Source organism: Ideonella sp. B508-1 (genome assembly GCF_000333615.1).
Lineage (GTDB): Bacteria > Pseudomonadota > Gammaproteobacteria > Burkholderiales > Burkholderiaceae_C > Ideonella.
On sequence record NZ_BADL01000310.1, the window covers coordinates 13,464 to 32,206 of the forward strand.

The window sequence follows — 18,743 nt, forward strand, 5'->3', positions numbered from 1 at the left end:
CGGGCTCAGGACGGCTCGGCCGCGCTGGCCGGGGCCTCGGCGCTCAGCGGGGCGTTGCGCTCCTCGCCACCCAGGGCCTTGTACAGGCTCAGGCGGTTGAGCAATTCACCCAGGCGCACCTGCACCAGGGCCTGCTCGGCACTGGCCAGGGAACGCTCGATGTCCAGGTAGTCCAGCTGGCTGGCCGCACCCACGTCGTACTTCAGCTTGGTCAGGCGGTAGCGCTCGCGCTCGGCCTCCAGCAGGCCGCTCTGGGCCTGCACCTGGGCGCGCCACTGGGCCTGGCCCTGCAGGGCGGTGGCTGCCTCGCTGAAGGCGGTCTGCACCGCCTTCTCGTACTGGGCCACGGCGATGTCGCGGTTGACCTCGGCCACCTTCACATTGGCCTGGCGACGGCCGGCGTCGAAGATGCTCAGCAGCACGGAGCCGCTGATCGTGGAGGCCGTGATGCCATCGTGGATGAGGCCGGACAGGCTGTCGCTGGCCACCCCGTAGCTGCCGCTGAGGGTGATGGCCGGGAACAGGGCCGCGCGGGCGGCGCCAATGTTGGCGTTGGCCGCCACCAGGCTCTGTTCGGCCTGCATCAGGTCCGGGCGACCGAGCAGCAGGTCGGACGAGGCGAAGGCCGGCACGTCGGCCAACCAGTGCGCGTCGGTGGCTGCCATCGAGCCGGGCAACAGCTCAGGCGGCAGGGATTCACCGACCAGCAGGTTCAGCGCGTTCAGGTCGGCGTCGCGCTGACGCTGCAGCTGGGCCACCGTGGCACGGGCTTGGGCCGAGAGGGTCTGCACGCCCCGCAGGTCCAGCTCGGAAGCCGCCCCGACGTCGGCCTGCAGCCGGACCAGCCGCAGGGTTTCGTCCCGCGTGGCCAGCGTGCGCTGGGCCAGCCGCAACTGTTCCTCGTCGGCCGCCAGGGTCAGCCAGGCGGTGGCCGTGGCCGTCACCAGCGAGAGCCGGGCTGAGCGGGCCGCCGCCACATTGCTGAGCAGGGTGGCGCTGGCGGCATCGCTGTTGTTGCGCAGCCGGCCGAACAGGTCCAGCTCGTAGGAGGCCAGCTGCAGCCCGCCAGTGAAGGTGTTGGTCTCCTTGCCGCTGGTGTTGGGCGCGCGCTGCCCGGTCACGCCCACGCTCAGGGCAGGCCAGCGGTCGGCATCGGTGATGCGCAGCTGGGCCCGGCTGCGCTCCACGTTGAGCACCGCCACCCGCAGGTCACGGCTCTGGGCCAGCGCACGGTTCACCACTTGGCGCAGGCGCTCGTCACGCACCAGATCGCGCCAACCTGGCAAGGCGGCCGGGGCCGCCGCGGTGGCCGCCGGCAGGGTGGCCGGTACCGGCAGCGCAGGGCGCTGGTAGTCCGGCGCCAGGTTCAGGCAGCCCGCCAGGCCCAGGCTCAGGGCCAGCGGGGTCAGGGTCATCGTCAGACGCCGGATCATCAGCGGTCCTCCTCGCGGGGCAGCATGCCGCCCACGGCGCTTTCAGTCTTCTCCGAAGAGATCATCGTGTTGTGGCCGCTGACGTGGCCGCCCTTGAACAGACGGCGGATCACCACATAGAACACCGGCACCATGAACACGGCCAGCACCGTGGCCGTGATCATGCCGCCCATCACGCCCGTGCCGATCGCCCGCTGGCTGGCCGAGCCGGCACCGCTGGAAATGGCCAGCGGCAGCACGCCCAGGATGAAGGCGAAGGAGGTCATGATGATCGGGCGGAAGCGCAGATGGCAGGCTTCCAGCGTGGCCTTGAGCAGGCTCTTGCCCTCGGCCTGCAGGTCCTTGGCGAACTCGATGATCAGGATGGCGTTCTTCGCGGACAGGCCAATGATGGTGATCAGGCCGACCTTGAAGTACACGTCATTGGGCATGCCACGCAGCCACACGCCGCACAGCGAACCCAGCACGCCCAGCGGCACCACCAGCAGCACAGCCACCGGAATGCTCCAGCTCTCGTACAGCGCGGCCAGGCACAGGAACACGGCCAGCATCGAGAAGGCCATCAGGTAGATGGCTTGCGAGCCCGAGAGCTTCTCCTCGCGCGACTGGCCGGTCCACTCGAAGCCGAAGCCCGGCGGCAGCTGGCTGGCCAGCTTCTCCATCTCGTTCATCGCGTCACCGGTCGAATAGCCCGGCGCGGCGTCACCGGCGATCTTCATCGCCGGATAGCCGTTGTAGCGGATGGTCTGGATGGGGCCGTTGACCCAGCGGGTCGAGGCGAAGGCCGACAGCGGCACCTGCTGGCCCTTGGCGTTGGGCACGTAGAGCTTGAGGACATCCTCGGGCGTCATGCGGGTGGCCGCTTCGGCCTGCACCACCACCCGTTGCAGACGACCCGCGTTGGGGAAGTCGTTCACGTAGGTGGAGCCCAAGGCGGTGGACAGCACCGAACCCACGGTGCCGAAGGACACACCCAGGGCGGCCGCGCGCTCGCGGTCGATGTCCAGCTGCAGCTGCGGCGCGTCTTCCAGGCCGTCCGGCCGCACGCCGGCCAGCACCTTGCTCTGCATGGCCATGCCCAGCAGTTGGTTGCGCGCGGCCAGCAGGGCTGCATGGCCCTGGCCGGAACGGTCCTGCAGGCGGAAGCTGAAGCCGGTGGCCGTGCCCAGCTCAGGGATGGGCGGCGGGCTGAGCGGGAAGATGAAGGCATCGCGGATGCCCATCAGCGCGCCAAAAGCCCGGCCGGCCAGGGCCTGCGCCGAATGCTGGGCGCCCTTGCGCTCCTCCCAGGGCTTGAGCGGCACGAAGGCCAGGGCCGCGTTCTGGCCGGAACCGGCGAACGAGAAGCCCAGCACGCCCACGACCTTGTCCACTTCCGGCTGGTGCAGGAAGAACTGCTCCACCTGACCCACCACCGAGGCCGTGCGGGTCTGCGAGGCACCCGGCGGCAACTGGATGTTGACGATCAGGTAGCCCTGATCTTCGTTGGGCAGGAAGGAGGTCGGCAGCTTGGCGTACAGGAAACCCACCGCGCCGACGATGGCGGCGTAGATCACCAGGTAGCGGCCGGCCCGCGGCAGCACCCGGGCCACCAGGCCCTCATAGCCCTTGGCCGTGCTCTTGAAGCGGCGGTTGAACCAGCCGAAGAAACCGCCCTTCTCATGGTGATCCTCGGACACCGGCTTGAGCAGCGTGGCGCACAGGGCCGGCGTCAGCGTCAGGGCCAGGAAGGCCGAGAACAGGATGGACACCGCCATGGACAGCGAGAACTGGCGGTAGATGTTGCCCACCGAGCCGCTGAAGAAGGCCATGGGCAGGAACACCGAGACCAGCACCACGGTGATGCCGATGATGGCGCCCGTGATCTGCCCCATGGCCTTGATCGTGGCGTCGTGCGGCGACAGCCCCTCCTCGGCCATGATGCGCTCGACGTTCTCGACCACCACGATGGCGTCGTCCACCAGGATACCGATGGCCAGCACCATGCCGAACAGCGTCAGCACGTTGATCGAGAAGCCCAGCGCCAGCATCACCGAGAAGGTGCCGGTCAGCGCCACCGGCACCACGATGGTCGGAATCAGCGTGTAGCGGATGTTCTGCAGGAACACCAGCATCACGATGAACACCAGCGCGATGGCCTCGATCAGCGTCTTGACGACTTCCTCGATCGAGATCTTGACGAACTTGGAGCTGTCATAGGGGATGTCGTAGCTCACGCCTTCGGGCATGTACTTCTGCAGCTCGGCCATGCGCTGCTTGATGGCCTCGGCGGTCGCCAGCGCGTTGCCACCCGGCGACTGCTGGATGCCGATGCCCGAGGCGGTCACGCCATTCAGGCGAGAGGAGCTGGTGTAGGCCTGGCCACCGACTTCGATGCGGGCCACATCCTTCAGGCGCACGGTGGAGCCGTCGGTGTTGGCCCGCACGATGATCTTGCCGAAGTCCTCGGCGGTGTGCAGCTGGCCGTTGACGTTGATCGTCGCGTAAATCGTCTGGCCCTGGTCGGCCGGAAGCGCACCGATGCTGCCTGCCGAGATCTGCAGGTTCTGGGCCGCGATGGCGGCGTTGACATCGGCCGTGGACAGGCCATAGCCCACCAGCTTGGCCGGGTCGACCCAGATGCGCATCGAGCGCTCGGTACCGAAGAGCTGTGCCTGGCCCACGCCAGGAATGCGCAGCAGCTCGGGCTGGATGTTACGCGCCGCGTAGTCACCCAGGGCCACGGGATCGTAGGCCGGGTTCTTGGACGTCATCATCACGAACAACAGGAAGTTCGAGCGCGCCTTGTCGATGCGCACCCCCTGCTGCATCACGGCCGCAGGCAGGCGCGGCGTGGCCCGGCTCAGCCGGTTCTGCACCTCGACTTGTGCGATCGAGACATCCGTGCCTGGTTCGAAGGTGATGGTGATGGTGCCCGAGCCGTTGGCGTCGGCGCTGGACTCCATGTAGATCAGGCCCGGTGCGCCGTTGAGCTCCTGCTCGATGACGGACAGCACGCTGTCTTCGAGCACCTGCGCCGAGGCGCCGGGATAGGCCGTGGTGATGACGATGGACGGCGGTGCCACCGTCGGGTACTGGGCGATCGGCAGCCGGGTGATGGCCGCCGCCCCGATCACGACGATGAACAGCGCGATGACCCACGCAAAGATGGGCCGGTCGATGAAGAAACGGGATCGCATGCGATGCGCTCCTGGCTCAGTGGCTGGCCGCCGAGGCCGGCGCCGCAGCCGCCGGGGCGGAAGCGGCACCGTCGGGCGTCCAGGGCACGGGGTTCACGGCGGCCTTGGGGCGGATCTTCTGGAAGCCATCGACCACCACCTGGTCACCCGGTTGAAGACCGCCCAGCACCACCCAGTCGTTGCCATGGGTGCCGCCCAGCTGCACCGGGCGCACGCTGATCAGCTTGTCCGGCGTGACGACCATCACGGTGTCGCCGGTGGTGCCACGCGAGACGGCTTGCTGCGGCACGAGGATGGCGTCCGCGGCCCGGGCCGTGGCGATGCGCACCTTCACGTACAGGCCCGGCAGCAGATCGCCCTTGGGGTTGGGCAGCTCGGCGCGCAGCGTGACCTGGCCCGAGGTGCTGTCCACCGTGATGTCGGAGAACAGCAACTGGCCGGCCAGCGGATAGACGCTGCCGTCATCCAGCACCACATGCACCTCGGCCGAACCGGCCTTCTGGAACTTGCCGGCCTCGACGGCGCGCTTGAGCTTCATCGCGTCGGCGGCCGACTCGGTGAAGTTGACGTAGAGCTTGTCGATCTGCTGCACGGTGGCCAACAGCGTGGCCTCGCCCGAGCTCACCAGCGCGCCTTCGGTCACTTCCGCCCGACCGATGCGGCCACCGATCGGCGACAGCACGGCGGCGTAGTCGACATTGAGCTTGGCCTGCACCACGGCCGCCTTGGCCGCGGCCACGTCGGCCTGGGCCTGCTTGAAGCTGGCCTGGGTGCTCACCCAGTCCTGGTCGCTGATGGCCTTGGCCTGGGCCAGGGGGCGGTTGCGCTCCAGCGTGGCCTGGGCCTGCATCAGCACGGCCTCGGCCTTGGCCTCGCTGGCCAGGGCGCTGTCCAGGGCGGCGCGGTAAGGCACCGGATCGATCTCGAACAGGCTCTGCCCGGCCTTGACCACACTGCCTTCGGTGAACAGACGGCGCTTGACCACGCCGGTGACACGGGCGCGCACCTGGGCCGTGCGGATGGCCTCCAGGCGGCCCGGCAGCTCGGTGCTCACATCCACCGTGCTGGTCTTGGCGGTGATGACCCCCACCGGTGCCGGCGGCATCTGTCCGCCCTGCCCCCCTCCGGCACCCTGGCCACAACCGGCCAGCACCGCCAGGGTGACGGCCGCCAGTCCGAGCAACGGCCTGGCGGAAACACGGCGCACCTGCGCCGCGGAGGAAGACAGGGGCGCCGGATCCAGCGCAATCTGGGGCTTCAAAGCCATGGTCATCCTTTGTTGACTCGTGTCGAACCCCCGGCGGGTGGGTCAACCCTACCGGAAGCGGGGCTTGTGGGGGGGAGCAAAATCAAAAGGCGAGTCTACATACAATCTTGGATGTATGTTTTACAACAGGGTTATCCCGAGATAAGCCATGGCGCGCCGAACCAAGGAAGACGCGCTGGCCACGCGCCATCGCATTCTGGACGCGGCCGAACAGGTGTTCGAGTCGCAGGGGGTCGCGCGCACGTCCCTGCAACAGGTGGCTGCCACGGCCGGTGTGACCCGGGGCGCCATCTACTGGCACTTCAAGGACAAGGCGGAACTCTTCTCCGCGATGATGGACCGCGTCCTGCTGCCCTGCGAATGGGCGGTGGACGATGCCGAACTGATCGAGGAAGAGGCCGACCCGCTGGCGGCCGTGATCGCGCTGGCCCTGGCCCCGCTGGAACAGCTCAGCACCGACGAGCGCCTGAGACGGGTGTTCATGATCGCGATGCACTTCACCGAGTACACCGACGAGATGAGCCAGGTGCTGACCCGCTGCGACGAAAGCGTGGGGCGCTACATCGCGGAGATCGACCGATTGCTGCGGCAGGCCATGCGCAGGGGCTTGTTGCCTGCCAACCTGGACAGCCGGGCCCAGGCCACGGCCCTGTTCGCGATGGTGGACGGACTGATGCACAACTGGACCCGCCGGCCCACGGCCTTCGCCTTGCTGCCCGTGGCCCGCAACGGCGTGCAGAGCTTTCTGCGCGGCCTGGCCCAGTCGACCGGCTGAGCCGCCGCAGAGTTCAGAGCAGCGCGGGCAAACGCTCCAGCACCAGCACCGCCGCAGCCCCCAGGGCCGCCAGCAGGGTCCACTTGATGGTCACCAGGCCTCGCCGCCGCCAGAGCGGGTTGCCGGTGGCCACATAGGCCGCGAAACACAGCAGGCCGGCCACCAGCAGCAGGCCAAAGACCAGGCGGAAGACGAACATCGCTGGCCGGCCTCGTTCACCAGGCCGGCGCCAGCTCGGCAAAGCCAGCCGGGGCCTTCTTCTCGTCGTCGAAGGTGACGATCTCGTAGGCGCTCTCGTCGGCCAGCAGGGTCCGCAGCAGCTTGTTGTTCAGGGCGTGACCGCCCTTGAACGAGGTGTAGGCCGCCAGCAGCGGGTGGCCGCCGATGTAGAGATCGCCGATGGCGTCGAGGATCTTGTGCTTGGCGATCTCGTCGTCGTAGCGCAGGCCCTCGCTGTTGAGCANCCCGTAGTCGTCGATGACGATGGCGTTGTCCATGCTGCGGCCCAGGGTCAGGCCGCGCGAGCGCATGACCTCGACATCCTTGGTGAAGCCGAAGGTGCGCGCCCGGGCGATCTCCTGCTTGTAGCGGCCCGAGCCCATGTCGAAGGTCACTTCCTGCGGCGTGGCGTCCACGGCCGGGTGGTTGAAGTCGATCTGGAAGGTCAGCTTGTAGCCGTGGTAGGGCTCCAGGCGGGCCCACAGCAGGCGGCGGCCCTCGCCTTCGCGCACCTCCACAGTCTTCTTGACCCGCAGAAAGCGCTTGGGGGCCTTCTGCAGCTCGATGCCCGCGCTCTGCAGCAGGAACACGAAGGAGGCTGAGGAGCCGTCCAGGATGGGCACCTCGTCAGCGGTGATGTCCACGTAGAGGTTGTCGATGCCCAGGCCCGCGCAGGCCGACATCAGGTGCTCGATGGTCTGGACCTTGGGCGCGCCCGGGTCACCACCGGGCGAGATGGTGGAGGCCATGCGGGTGTCGCAGACCGAGTCGAAGCGCACCGGGATGTCCACCGGCTGCGGCAGGTCCACCCGACGGAAGACGATGCCGGTGTCGGGGGCGGCCGGCCGCAGGGTCAGCTCGACCTTCTGGCCGCTGTGCAAGCCCACGCCGACGGCGCGGGTCAGGGACTTGAGGCTGCGTTGCTGGAGCATGGGGACAGGCGAAGATCCGGGGCAGCGCGGATTGTCCTTCAAGCCGGGCTTTCGCGCTGAAACGCCAGATCCAGTTGCACGCGGGTGCCCTGGCCGGGGCGGCTGTCGATGCGCAGCCGGCCACCGAGCCGGGCGGCGCGCTCGCGCAGGTGACGCAGCCCGCGGCCTGGCGTGGCCAGCGCGGCATCGAAGCCGATGCCGTCGTCCTCGATGGCAACACGCACCCCGTCGGCCTGCCGGCTGATGGCGATGCGCACCTGCCGTGCATGGGCATGGCGCAGCACGTTGTTGAGCACCTCCTGCACGATGCGCAGCACCTGCAAGGCCTCTGGCGGCGTGAGCCAGTCCAGCGGTGGCAGGTCGTCCACCGCCCAGATCAGGTTCAGGCCCGCCGCCTCCAGCCGCCGCGCCAGGCGGTGGCGCAGCAAGGCCAGCAGGGTCACCAGGTCGTTGCCGATGGGCTCCAGCGAGTCGATCACCAGGCGCAGATCGTCCAGGCATTCCCGCAACAGGCCGGTCACCGCGTCGCGGGACAGGCGCCCCTGCTCGGCCAGCACCAGGGCCGACATCAGGTTGGAGCCCAGGCCGTCATGCATGTCGCGCACCAGGCGCTGCCGTTCCAGCAGCAAGGCCTGTTCGCGCTCCACAGTGCGCAGACGCTCGTGGTTCTGGCGCAGTTCCTCCTCGCGGCGGGCCAGTTGCTCCTCCAGGCGCTGCTGGGCCTCGGCCGCCTGTCGGGTGGCCTGCACATAGCGCCGTTGCGCGGCATAAAGGAAAGCCAGCAGCACCACCAGGCTGGCGTAGGGCAGCAGGTAGATGGACGCCGGCCCGATGGCGCCCGTCACCAGCAGCAGGTCGTGCAGACCGAAGGCCTCGGTGAGCCAGAAGGCCAGCGTGATGTGGCGCAGTTCCTCGCCGCCCGTGCGCAGCGTCCTGAGCGTCAGCAGCACCCCCACAGCGCTGGCCACCACGGCGTTGATGAGGTGCACCGAGAGCAGGCTGTGCAGCGGCATGCCCGCCAGAGGCATGGACAGCAGGGACACGGCCAGCACGAAGACCACGAGGGCCCGGGTCAGGCGCGGCGAGGGTTGAGGGTCGAAGTACAGGGCGAACAGGTACATCAGCGCCATCACCCAGGCCAGGGCGGCGTTGGTCATCCACCAGAACCAGTCCAGGGCGAGCTGCGCGCGCGGCAGGGTCACGTAGTAATGCAGGTTGCGCAGCGTCCAGGCCACCGAGGTCAGCGCGAACACCAGGAACGAGGTCTCCCGTGGCCGCCCCAGCCAGTACACCAGGGCGATGACGCCCAGGGCCAGAAAGGCCAGGCTGCCGATCTGGGCCCCGGACTGCTGCAGCTGGGTGCGTGCGTCGTAGGCGGGCCGCAGCGCCTCGGTCGGCCCCCAATAGACGCGGCTGATCCGGTGGCCCTGGTCCGTGGGGTGCACCACCCCCACCGCCCAGCGGGTCGGCGCCCCCGGGTCGCAGGGCCCCACATCCACCCAGACCGGGCGGTTCCACTGCTCACGCCAGAGGTCGGTGCCATCCCAGCGCAGCGACCACTGCCCTGCCTGCCAACTGGCGACCACCACGGCCCCGCCGGACACCCGGGGCACATACAGGGTGCAGCGCGGGCTGCCTGCGGCGTCCGGCGATGGGGTGGGGGCAGGCAGCAAATGCCACCAGATCGCCAGTGTCGGGCCGGCCGGCCCGGCCTCCGCCCGGGTGCTCAGGGGCAGCCCGTTGCGCTTGCCAGAGGGGGGCCCCCCCGGGCGGGGGCAGCTGGGCCAGCACCTCCGCGGCCCCCGCCTGCTGCGGACCCGGTGCCAGGGACTGCACGTACAGGCCGACCACCTCGGTGGGCGACACCGCGCGCCGGGGCAGATCCACCACCCAGGCGGCCATCGTGAGGATCAGCAGGGCCACGCCCAGGAGCAGCAGCGGCCGGGCCCAACCTGCGCGCAGCTCAGTCGCGGACGAGGCCCAGCTTGCGGGCCTCATAGATGGCCTCGGTCTTGGAGTGCACCTGCAGCTTGCGGTAGCTGCGCTTCACATAGGTCATCACCGTGTGGCGGGACAGCCCCAGCATGCTGGCGATCTCGTCGAAGCTGAAGCCCTTGGCGCTGTAGGTCAACACCTGGCGCTCCTGCGGCGACAGCAGGGCCTCGTCGGCCAGCGGCTGCGCCCCCTGGGGGGCCAGGCGCAGCAGCAGCTGGCGGGCAATCACCGGGCTGATGGGGCTGCCCCCCGCACGCAGGGCACGGATCTGCTCGATCAGGTCGCCCGCATGGGTGTCCTTGAGCAGGTAGCCGGTGGCGCCGGCCTCCAGCGAGGCCATCACATGCGGCTCGTCCCCAAAGACCGTGACCACCATGACATCGGTGTCGGGCAGGTGGGCCTGGGCATGGCGGATCAGCTGGATGCCGCTGCCGCTGGGCAGGCCCAGATCCACCAGCAACACATCGGGCCGCGTGGCGTCCAGCAGGCTCAGGCCCTCGCCCACATCGGCCGCCATGCCCAGCAGGCGCATGTCCTCCGCCGTCTGCAGGATGGCGGAGAAGGCACAGCGGACGCGCTCGTCGTCCTCGATGATGACCACGGAGATCGGTCTCATGTCACGAGTGTAGACGGCTGGTAAACGCCCGTGTCCCCTGGCTGGGTGACAGCACCACGCGGACGCAAAAAGGGGGCGCCAAGGCGCCCCCTGAATGCACGGCAACGAATATGCGGATGTCGACTCAGTCGGCCTGCTTGCGCAGGAAGGCCGGGATCTCGATCTCGTCCATGCCGTTGTTGGACAGGGCCTCGACCTTGGCCGCGGCCTGGGTGCGGCCGGTGCGCCACACGCTGGGCGTGGCCAGCGCACCGTAGTCCTGCTGCGCCGGTGCCGCCGCGCCCAGGGTCTGGGCGGTGACGGGCGCCGCGGTGGTGCCCATCGGGGTGTTGAGCATCGGCAGGTTGTCGGTGCCAGTGCGCAGCACCTGCTGGGGCTGCGACTGCACCACGGTCAGCGGGGCCGCGGCGCGGCGGGCACCCGACAGGCCGGTGGCGATCACCGTCACGCGCAGCTGGTCACCCAGGCTGTCGTCGTAGGCGGCGCCGAAGATCACGTGCGCATCTTCTGCGGCATAGCGGCGGATGGTGTTCATCGCGTTCTTGCTTTCCGACAGCTTGAAGGTCGAGCGGGCGGCAGCGATCAGCACCAGCACACCGCGCGCGCCGGACAGGTCGATGCCTTCCAGCAGCGGGCAGGCCACGGCGGCCTCGGCGGCCTTGATGGCGCGGTCCGGGCCGGTGGCCATGGCAGTGCCCATCATGGCCTTGCCCGGCTCGCTCATCACCGTCTTCACGTCTTCGAAGTCGACGTTGACGAAGGCGTCCATGTGGATGATGTCGCTGATGCCGCCCACGGCGTTCTTCAACACGTCGTTGGCATGGGCGAAGGCCTGGTCCTGGGTGACGTCGTCGCCCAGCACCTCCAGCAGCTTCTCGTTGAGCACCACGATCAGCGAGTCGACGTTGGCTTCCAGCTCGGACACGCCGGCATCGGCCTGCTTGCTGCGGCGGCCGCCTTCGAACTCGAAGGGCTTGGTCACCACGCCCACGGTCAGGATGCCCATCTCCTTGGCGATGCGGGCGATCACCGGCGCCGCGCCAGTGCCGGTGCCGCCGCCCATGCCGGCGGTGATGAACAGCATGTGGGCGCCGGAGATGGATTCGCGGATGCGGTCCTCGGCTTCCTGCGCGGCGCGCTGGCCGACGTCAGGCTTGGAGCCCGCGCCCAGACCGGTGGCGCCCAGCTGCACCAGGTGCGGCGCGGCGCTGCGGTTGAGCGCCTGGGCATCGGTGTTGGCGCAGATGAACTCCACGCCCTGAACGCCCTGGGCAATCATGTGCTCGACGGCGTTGCCGCCGCCACCGCCCACGCCGATCACCTTGATCTGGGTGCCTTGGTCGAATTCTTCGATCATCTCGATGGCCATGGTGACCTCCTTCTCCGTTTCGTTGCAGTTGCCGTTTGCGTTGAATCCGGGTTCGCTGCGGACCTGTGCCGGCCGCTGGGAACCCCTCACTTCAGAAACTCAAAAATTACCCAGGAACCAGTCCCGCGCCTTCCCGAACATGGTCTTGACCGATCCCGCCTGCTGCGCGGCCTTGTGGCCGCGGGTGTGGGCGAGCCGTGCTTCTTCGAGCAGACCCATCACGGTGGCCGAGCGCGGATTGGCCACCATGTCAAACAATGCGCTGGAATAGGTCGGCAGGCCCTTGCGGACCGGCTTGAGGAAGATGTCCTCCCCCAGCTCGACCATGCCCGGCATGACCGCCGTGCCCCCGGTGATCACGATGCCCGAGGACAGCAGCTCCTCGTAGCCCGACTCGCGGATCACCTGATGCACCAGCGAGAAAATCTCTTCCACCCGCGGCTCGATGACGCCGGCCAGGGCCTGGCGGCTGAGCATGCGCGGCACGCGGTCGCCCAGACCGGGCACCTCCAGCTGCTCGGCCGGGTCGGCCAGCAGCTGCTTGGCCACGCCGTACTCGACCTTGATCTCTTCGGCGTCCTTGGTCGGCGTGCGCAGGGCCATCGCGATGTCGCTGGTGATCAGGTCGCCGGCGATGGGGATGACCGCGGTGTGGCGGATGGAGCCGCCGGTGTAAATGGCCACGTCGGTGGTGCCCGCGCCGATGTCCACCACTGCCACGCCCAGGTCCTTCTCGTCGTCGGTCAGCACCGCGGCGGCCGAGGCGGTCGGGGTCAGGCACAGCTGCTCGACCTCCAGACCGCAGCGGCGCACGCACTTGATGATGTTCTCGGCCGCGCTCTGCGCGCCGGTGGCGATGTGCACCTTGACCTCGAGCCGGCTGCCGCTCATGCCGATCGGCTCCTTGACCTCGTGGCCGTCGATCACGAACTCCTGCGACTCGACCAGCAGCAGACGCTGGTCGTTGGGGATGTTGATCGCCTTGGCGGTCTCGATCACCCGGGCCACGTCGGTGGGCGTGACCTCGCGGTTGTCGCGCACGATGACCATGCCGGTGCTGTTCTGTCCCCGGATGTGGCTGCCGGTGATGCCGGTGTAGACGCGCTCGATCTTGCAGGCCGCCATCATCTCGGCCTCTTTCAAGGCCTGCTGGATGCTCTGCACGGTGGCGTCGATGTTGACCACCACGCCGCGCTTGAGGCCGTGCGACGAAGCGACGCCCAGGCCCGCCACGCGCAACTCGCCACCGGCGACGACCTCGGCCACCACCGCCATGACCTTGGCGGTGCCGATGTCCAACCCGACGACGAGATCCTTGTATTCCTTGGCCATGCCTTCCTCAATGCGTGGTGGGGGTGTGAGCGGCCGCGCCGGCCGCGCCCTTCAGGCGCAGCGCATAGCCATCGGTGTGCCGCAGATCGGCCTGGCTCCAGCCCCGCGGCAAGCGGGCCGCGGCCTGGGTCACGGTGCGCACGAAACGCGCGCAACGGGCCAGCACTTCCTCATCGCTGCCGCGGCCGATCTCGACCACGGCGCCGTTGTCCATCTCAGCCTCCCAGGAGCCGCGGCCGGACAGCGACAGCCGCGCCACTTCCAGGCCCAGCGGGGCGAAGACCGGGTTCAGGCGGCGGTACATGGCCAGCATCTCGGGAGCGCTGGCCTCATCGCCGGAAAATTCGGGCAGGTCATCGTCGTCCACATCGCCCACATTGGCCTCGAACACCTCGCCGTAGGTGTTGACCAGGCGGTCATTGCCCTCGTCGCCCTTCCAGACGGCGGCGGGCTTGTGCTCCTCCAGCGTGACCTCCAGCAGGTTGGGCCACACGCGCTGCACCACCGCATGGCGGACCCAGGGCAGACTTTCAAAGACTTGGCGTGCAGACTGCAAGTCGAGCGTGAAGAAATTGCCGGTCAGCTTGGAAGCGATGTTGGCCCGGATGTTGGCCGCGCTGTTGCGGCTCACATCCCCATCCAGCCGGATGCCGCCGAAGGCGAACAGCGGCTGGCGCGCGACCCAGCCCGCCGCCGCGGCCAGCAGCAGGACGGCCACGGCCGCAGCCACCACCAAGGTGGTGAACTGGGTCACGCGGACATCCGGTGGCAGCGGGGTGGACAGGGAAGCGGCGTTCATGGCTGGGCGGCGGTGGGGTGGCTGTCCAGGGTGGCGCCCGCGAGCAGGCGCAGGCAGAGGTCTTCGTAGCTGATGCCGGCGGCCTGGGCCGACTGCGGCACCAGCGAGTGGCCGGTCATGCCCGGCGAGGTGTTCATCTCCAGCAGGAAGGGCTTGCGGTCGCTGGCGCGGATCATCAGATCGGCTCGGCCCCAGCCCCGGCAGCCCAGGGCGCGGTAGGCGGCCACCACCAGGCGCTGGATCTCGCGCTCTTCCGCCTCGGGCAGGCCGGACGGGACCAGGTAGCGCGTGTCCTCGGAGTAGTACTTGTGCTCGAAATCGTAGTTGCCGTCGGGGGCCTGGATGCGGATCACCGGCAACGCGGCGGAGGCTTCGCCCTCACCCAGCACGGGGCAGGTCACCTCGTCACCGTCGATGAATTCTTCGCAAAGCACGTCAGGGTCGTATTGTGCCGCGAGAGTGACCGCTTCCTGCATGCCGGAATACCCCCGCACCTTCGTCACACCGAAGGAAGAACCCTCCCGCGCCGGCTTCACGATCAGCGGCAGGCCCAGGGCGTCCGGCACCTCGCGCACGATTTCGCGGCTGTGCTCCTCGGTGGACAGGCGGCGCCAGCGCGGCGTGGGCAGGCCTTCGGCCAGCCAGACGCGCTTGGTCATGACCTTGTCCATCGCCACGGCCGAGGCCATCACGCCCGAGCCGGTGTAGGGAATGCCCAACAGTTCGAGCGCGCCCTGCACCGTGCCGTCCTCGCCATGGCGGCCATGCAGGGCGATGAAGCAGCGGTCGAAGCCCTCGCGCTTGAGATCGCCCAGGTCCCGCTCGGCCGGGTCGAAGGCGTGGGCGTCGACGCCGCGCGAGCGCAGGGCCTTGAGCACGCCCTCGCCCGACATCAGCGAGACCGGCCGCTCGGCCGAGCTGCCGCCCATCAACACCGCCACCTTGCCCAGCGCCTTCACGTCCACCGTGCTCATGCTGCTTGCCCCACCTGTTCCACCACCTGGGCTGGCACGGCCCCGATCGAGCCGGCCCCCATCACGATCACCACATCGCCTTCGCGCGCAAAGCCCGCGATCTCGGCCGGCAGCTGCTTCACGTCGTCGACGAACAGCGGATCGACCTTGCCGGCCACACGCAGGGCGCGCGCCAGCGAACGGCCATCGGCCGCGACGATGGGCGCCTCGCCCGCCGCGTAGACCTCGGTCAGCAGCACCGCGTCGGCCTGGCCCAGCACCTTGACGAAGTCCTCAAAGCAATCGCGGGTGCGGGTGTAGCGATGGGGCTGGAAGGCCAGCACCAGGCGCCGGCCCGGGAAGGCCCCGCGCGCGGCCGCGATGACCGCGGCCATCTCCACCGGGTGGTGGCCGTAGTCGTCGATCAGGGTGAACTCGCCGCCGCCCTGGCAGGCCAGCTCGCCGTAGCGCTGGAAGCGCCGGCCCACGCCGCTGAACTTGGCCAGCGCCGCCACGATGGGCTCGTCGGGCAGTTCCAGCTCGGTGGCCACCGCGATGGCCGCCAGCGCATTGCGCACGTTGTGCTCGCCCGGCAGGTTCAGGGTGATGTCCAGGTCGGGCATCACATGGCCGTTGCGCCGCTGGCAGGTGAAGCGCATGCGGCCACCGGCCAGCGCCTGCACGTTGACCGCCCGCACCGGCAGGCCCTCGCCCAGGCCGTACTGGACCACCGGGCGGGAGATCATCGGGATGATGCTCTGCACGCCCGGGTCGTCACCGCACAGCACCGCCGCGCCGTAGAAGGGCATGCGGTGGATGAACTCCACGAAGGCCTGCTTCAGCCGCGCGTAGTCGTGGCCGTAGGTGTCCATGTGGTCCTGGTCGATGTTGGTCACCACCGACAGGATGGGCATCAGGTTCAGGAAGGAGGCGTCCGACTCGTCGGCCTCGACCACGATGAACTCGCCCGAGCCCAGGCGCGAGTTGGCACCGGCCGAGTTGAGCTTGCCGCCGATCACGAAGGTGGGGTCCACGCCCGCCTCGGCCAGCACGCTGGTGACCAGCGAGGTGGTGGTCGTCTTGCCGTGGGTGCCGGCGATGGCGATGCCCTTCCTCAGGCGCATCAGCTCGGCCAGCATCACCGCGCGCGGCACCACCGGGATGTGGTGGGCCCGGGCGGCGATGACCTCTGGGTTGTCGCCCTTCACGGCCGACGAGATGACCACAGCCTGGGCCGCGCCCAGGTGGGCGGCCTCGTGGCCGATGGTCACGCCGATGCCCAGGCCGGACAGGCGGCGGGTGGTGGCCGACTCGGCCTGGTCGGAACCGGTGACCTGGTAGCCCAGGTTGTGCAGGATCTCGGCGATGCCGCTCATGCCGGCCCCCCCGATGCCCACGAAGTGGATGCGCTTGACGGCGTGTTTCATGTCGGCTTCACCAGCCTTTCAATTTCATCGGCCACCTTGGCGGCGGCCTGCGGCCGGGCCAGCAGGCGGGCCTGCTCGGCCATGGCCAGCAGGCGCTCGCGGGACAGCTGCGACAACAGCTCCGCCAGCGACTGCGGGTTGAGTTCGTTCTGCGGCAGGTGGATGGCCGCGCCGCGCGCCGCCATCCAGGCCGCGTTGTCGCGCTGGTGCGAGGTGGTGCTCACCACCAGCGGCACCAGCACGCTGGCCACGCCGGCCGCGCACAGCTCGCTCACCGTGATGGCACCGGCCCGGCAGACGATCACATCGCACTCGGCCAGGCGGCGGTCCATGTCGTCGATGAAGGGCAGCACCTCGGCCTGCACGCCCAGGGTGGCGTAGCGGGCCCGCACGTCTTCCAGATGGGCCATGCCGGTCTGGTGGGTCACCTGCGGCCGCTGCTCGGCCGGCAGATGGGCCAGGGCGGCGGGCACCTGTTCGTTGAGCACCCGTGCCCCCAGGCTGCCGCCCACCACCAGCACCCGCAGGGGGCCCTGGCGGCCGGCAAAGCGCTGGGCCGGGGCCGGCATGGCCTCGATCTCGGCGCGCACCGGGTTGCCCGTCACCACCGCCTGCTTCACCTTCTCGACGGCCGGGCCGTCGAAGCCGAAGGCCACCTTGTCGGCCACCGGCAACAGGGCCTTGTTGCTCATCAGCAAGGCGGCGTCGGCATTGACCAGCACCAGCGGCCGGCCGCTCAGCTTGGCCACCCAGCCGCCGGGGAAACAGACGTAGCCGCCCATGCCCAGCACCGCGTCGGCACGGCGGCGGCGGAATATCCAGAGGCTGTCCCAGAAGGCCTTGAGCAGGCGGAACACGCCGCCCACGCTGTGGGCCAGGCCCTTGCCGCGCAGGCCGCTGAAGGCCAGGCGGTCCATCGGCAGGCCGGTGGGCGGCACCAGCCGGTTTTCCATGCCGCCCTCGGTGCCCAGCCAGCTGACGGTCCAGCCGCGGGTGCCCATCTCGCGGGCCACGGCCAGGCCGGGGATCACATGCCCGCCGGTGCCGGCGGCCATGATGACCAGGTGACGGGTGCGGGCCATCGCGCTCATGCCCGGCCTCCCCGCATCAGCTGTCGATTCTCCTGATCGACCCGCAGCACGATGGCCAGGGCCACCATGTTGAGCAGCACGCCCGAGCCACCATAGGACAGCAGCGGCAGCGTCAGGCCCTTGGTGGGCAGCACGCCCAGGTTCACACCCATGTTGATGAAGCTCTGCGCACCGAACCAGATGCCGATGCCCTGGGCCATCAGACCGGCGAAGACGCGGTCCAGCGCGATGGCCTGGCGGCCGATCACGAAGACGCGGCGGGTGATCCAGAAGAAGGCCAGGATCACCAGCACCACGGTCACGAAGCCCAGCTCCTCGCCGATCACCGCCATCAGGAAGTCGGTGTGGGCCTCGGGCAGGTAGTGCAGCTTCTCGATCGAATTGCCCAGGCCCTGGCCGAAGACCTCGCCGCGGCCGAAGGCGATCAGCGAGTGGGTCAGCTGGTAGGCCTTGCCCTGGGCGTAGTTGGGGTTCCACGGGTCCAGGTAGGCAAAGATGCGCTGGCGGCGGAATTCGCTGAACACGATCATCAGCACGAAGGCGCCGACCAGCACCGCCACGCTGAGCAGGAACATGCGGCCGTTCACGCCCCCCAGGAACAGGATGCCCAGCGCGATTGCGGCGATCACCATGAAGGCGCCCATGTCGGGCTCGGCCAGCAGCAGCACACCCACCACGCCCAGCGACACCGCCATCGGCCAGACCGCCTTGATGAAGTTCTCCTTGACCTCCATCTTGCGCACCATGTAGCTGGCCGCGTACATGGCCATGGCCAGCTTGCACAGCTCGCTGGGCTGGAAGTTCATGATGCCCAGCGGGATCCAGCGCCGCGCGCCGTTCACGCCCTTGCCGATGAAGGGGATCAGCGTGAGGATCAGCAAGGCCAGCGTGGTGGCGAACAGCCAGGGCGCCCACTTCTCCCAGGTGGCGATCGGGATCTGCAGCGTGACGACCGCCGCGACGAAGGCCACCCCGACGAAGGCCGACTGACGCACCAGGAAGTAGCTGGTGTCGTAGCGCGAGAACTTCGGGCTGTCGGGCATGGCCACCGAGGCCGAATAGACCATCACCAGGCTGAAGGCCAGCAGGCAGACCACCACCCAGATCAAGGCGGTGTCGAAGCCCGACACCGACGTTGGCCGTGCCGTGGCGCCGCCCACCCAGTCGCGGATGGGCAGGTGCTCGCTGCCCTCGCGGCCGCGCGCCCACAGGCCCGCCAGCCGCTCGCGCAGCCCGGACCAGTCCGGCAGGGTGGCGGCCAACTTCATGCGAGCAACTCCCCTTGGTCGGCCGCCCACTGCTGCACCGCGGCGATGAACACCTCGGAGCGATGGGCGTAATTGCGGAACATGTCCA

General features: G+C 69.1%; 15 protein-coding genes. 1 reads left to right on the forward strand and 14 read right to left on the reverse strand.

Features of this window, described 5'->3' with window-relative positions; genetic code table 11:
- Positions 1-5 precede the first annotated feature (5 nt).
- Genes I73_RS13320 through I73_RS13330 form a run of 3 tightly spaced genes read right to left on the reverse strand, consistent with a single transcriptional unit; the run spans position 6 to position 5,879 of the window.
- A complete protein-coding gene (locus tag I73_RS13320) occupies positions 6-1,433 on the reverse strand; it encodes an efflux transporter outer membrane subunit (RefSeq protein ID WP_022981061.1) in 1,428 nt (475 codons plus the stop codon).
- Positions 1,433-4,612 carry an efflux RND transporter permease subunit gene (locus I73_RS13325; protein ID WP_022981062.1) on the reverse strand — a complete coding sequence of 1,060 codons (3,180 nt, stop codon included), beginning with the start codon at positions 4,610-4,612 and terminating at the stop codon, positions 1,433-1,435. The genes I73_RS13320 and I73_RS13325 overlap by 1 nt, the downstream gene beginning before the upstream one ends.
- A 16-nt stretch (positions 4,613-4,628) precedes the next feature.
- Positions 4,629-5,879 (reverse strand): efflux RND transporter periplasmic adaptor subunit, encoded by a 1,251-nt coding sequence (locus I73_RS13330; RefSeq protein WP_040500355.1) that lies wholly within the window; start codon positions 5,877-5,879, stop codon positions 4,629-4,631.
- A 148-nt stretch (positions 5,880-6,027) separates the two neighbouring features.
- On the opposite strand from I73_RS13330, the gene I73_RS13335 reads away from it, so the two are divergent.
- Positions 6,028-6,654 carry a TetR family transcriptional regulator gene (locus I73_RS13335; RefSeq protein WP_022981064.1) on the forward strand — a complete coding sequence of 209 codons (627 nt, stop codon included), beginning with the start codon at positions 6,028-6,030 and terminating at the stop codon, positions 6,652-6,654.
- Positions 6,655-6,667: 13 nt separating this feature from the next.
- Here the strand turns inward: I73_RS13335 and I73_RS13340 are convergent, their stop codons facing one another.
- From I73_RS13340 to ftsW, 11 genes are all read right to left on the reverse strand, one after another.
- The gene (locus I73_RS13340) at positions 6,668-6,853 is read right to left on the reverse strand and encodes a hypothetical protein (protein ID WP_022981065.1); all 186 of its coding nucleotides are present in this window, start codon (positions 6,851-6,853) and stop codon (positions 6,668-6,670) included.
- Between the two features lie 16 nt (positions 6,854-6,869).
- Entirely contained in the window at positions 6,870-7,805 is a 936-nt protein-coding gene (gene lpxC, locus I73_RS13345) for a UDP-3-O-acyl-N-acetylglucosamine deacetylase (RefSeq protein ID WP_022981066.1), read from the reverse strand.
- Between the two features lie 38 nt (positions 7,806-7,843).
- Positions 7,844-9,478, reverse strand: coding sequence for a sensor histidine kinase (locus tag I73_RS27820; RefSeq protein WP_022981067.1), 1,635 nt, complete (start codon positions 9,476-9,478; stop codon positions 7,844-7,846).
- A gap of 290 nt (positions 9,479-9,768) precedes the next feature.
- On the reverse strand, positions 9,769-10,416 hold the full coding sequence (locus I73_RS13355) for a response regulator transcription factor (RefSeq protein WP_022981068.1): 648 nt from the start codon (positions 10,414-10,416) through the stop codon (positions 9,769-9,771).
- Between the two features lie 124 nt (positions 10,417-10,540).
- The gene (gene ftsZ, locus I73_RS13360) at positions 10,541-11,785 is read right to left on the reverse strand and encodes a cell division protein FtsZ (protein ID WP_026096692.1); all 1,245 of its coding nucleotides are present in this window, start codon (positions 11,783-11,785) and stop codon (positions 10,541-10,543) included.
- A 99-nt stretch (positions 11,786-11,884) separates the two neighbouring features.
- On the reverse strand, positions 11,885-13,117 hold the full coding sequence (gene ftsA / locus I73_RS13365; RefSeq protein WP_022981070.1) for a cell division protein FtsA: 1,233 nt from the start codon (positions 13,115-13,117) through the stop codon (positions 11,885-11,887).
- Between the two features lie 7 nt (positions 13,118-13,124).
- Positions 13,125-13,916: a cell division protein FtsQ/DivIB gene (locus tag I73_RS13370; RefSeq protein WP_022981071.1), complete on the reverse strand. Its 792-nt coding sequence runs from the start codon at positions 13,914-13,916 to the stop codon at positions 13,125-13,127.
- On the reverse strand, positions 13,913-14,890 hold the full coding sequence (locus I73_RS13375) for a D-alanine--D-alanine ligase (RefSeq protein ID WP_022981072.1): 978 nt from the start codon (positions 14,888-14,890) through the stop codon (positions 13,913-13,915). Before I73_RS13375 ends, I73_RS13370 begins: the two co-directional genes overlap by 4 nt.
- Positions 14,887-16,296 carry a UDP-N-acetylmuramate--L-alanine ligase gene (gene murC, locus I73_RS13380; protein WP_022981073.1) on the reverse strand — a complete coding sequence of 470 codons (1,410 nt, stop codon included), beginning with the start codon at positions 16,294-16,296 and terminating at the stop codon, positions 14,887-14,889. The genes I73_RS13375 and murC overlap by 4 nt, the downstream gene beginning before the upstream one ends.
- Complete coding sequence (murG, locus tag I73_RS13385) at positions 16,293-17,387, reverse strand: undecaprenyldiphospho-muramoylpentapeptide beta-N-acetylglucosaminyltransferase (RefSeq protein ID WP_022981074.1); 1,095 nt, start codon at positions 17,385-17,387, stop codon at positions 16,293-16,295. The genes murC and murG overlap by 4 nt, the downstream gene beginning before the upstream one ends.
- Positions 17,384-18,655 carry a putative lipid II flippase FtsW gene (ftsW, locus tag I73_RS13390; RefSeq protein WP_022981075.1) on the reverse strand — a complete coding sequence of 424 codons (1,272 nt, stop codon included), beginning with the start codon at positions 18,653-18,655 and terminating at the stop codon, positions 17,384-17,386. Before ftsW ends, murG begins: the two co-directional genes overlap by 4 nt.
- Positions 18,656-18,743: the final 88 nt, after the last annotated feature.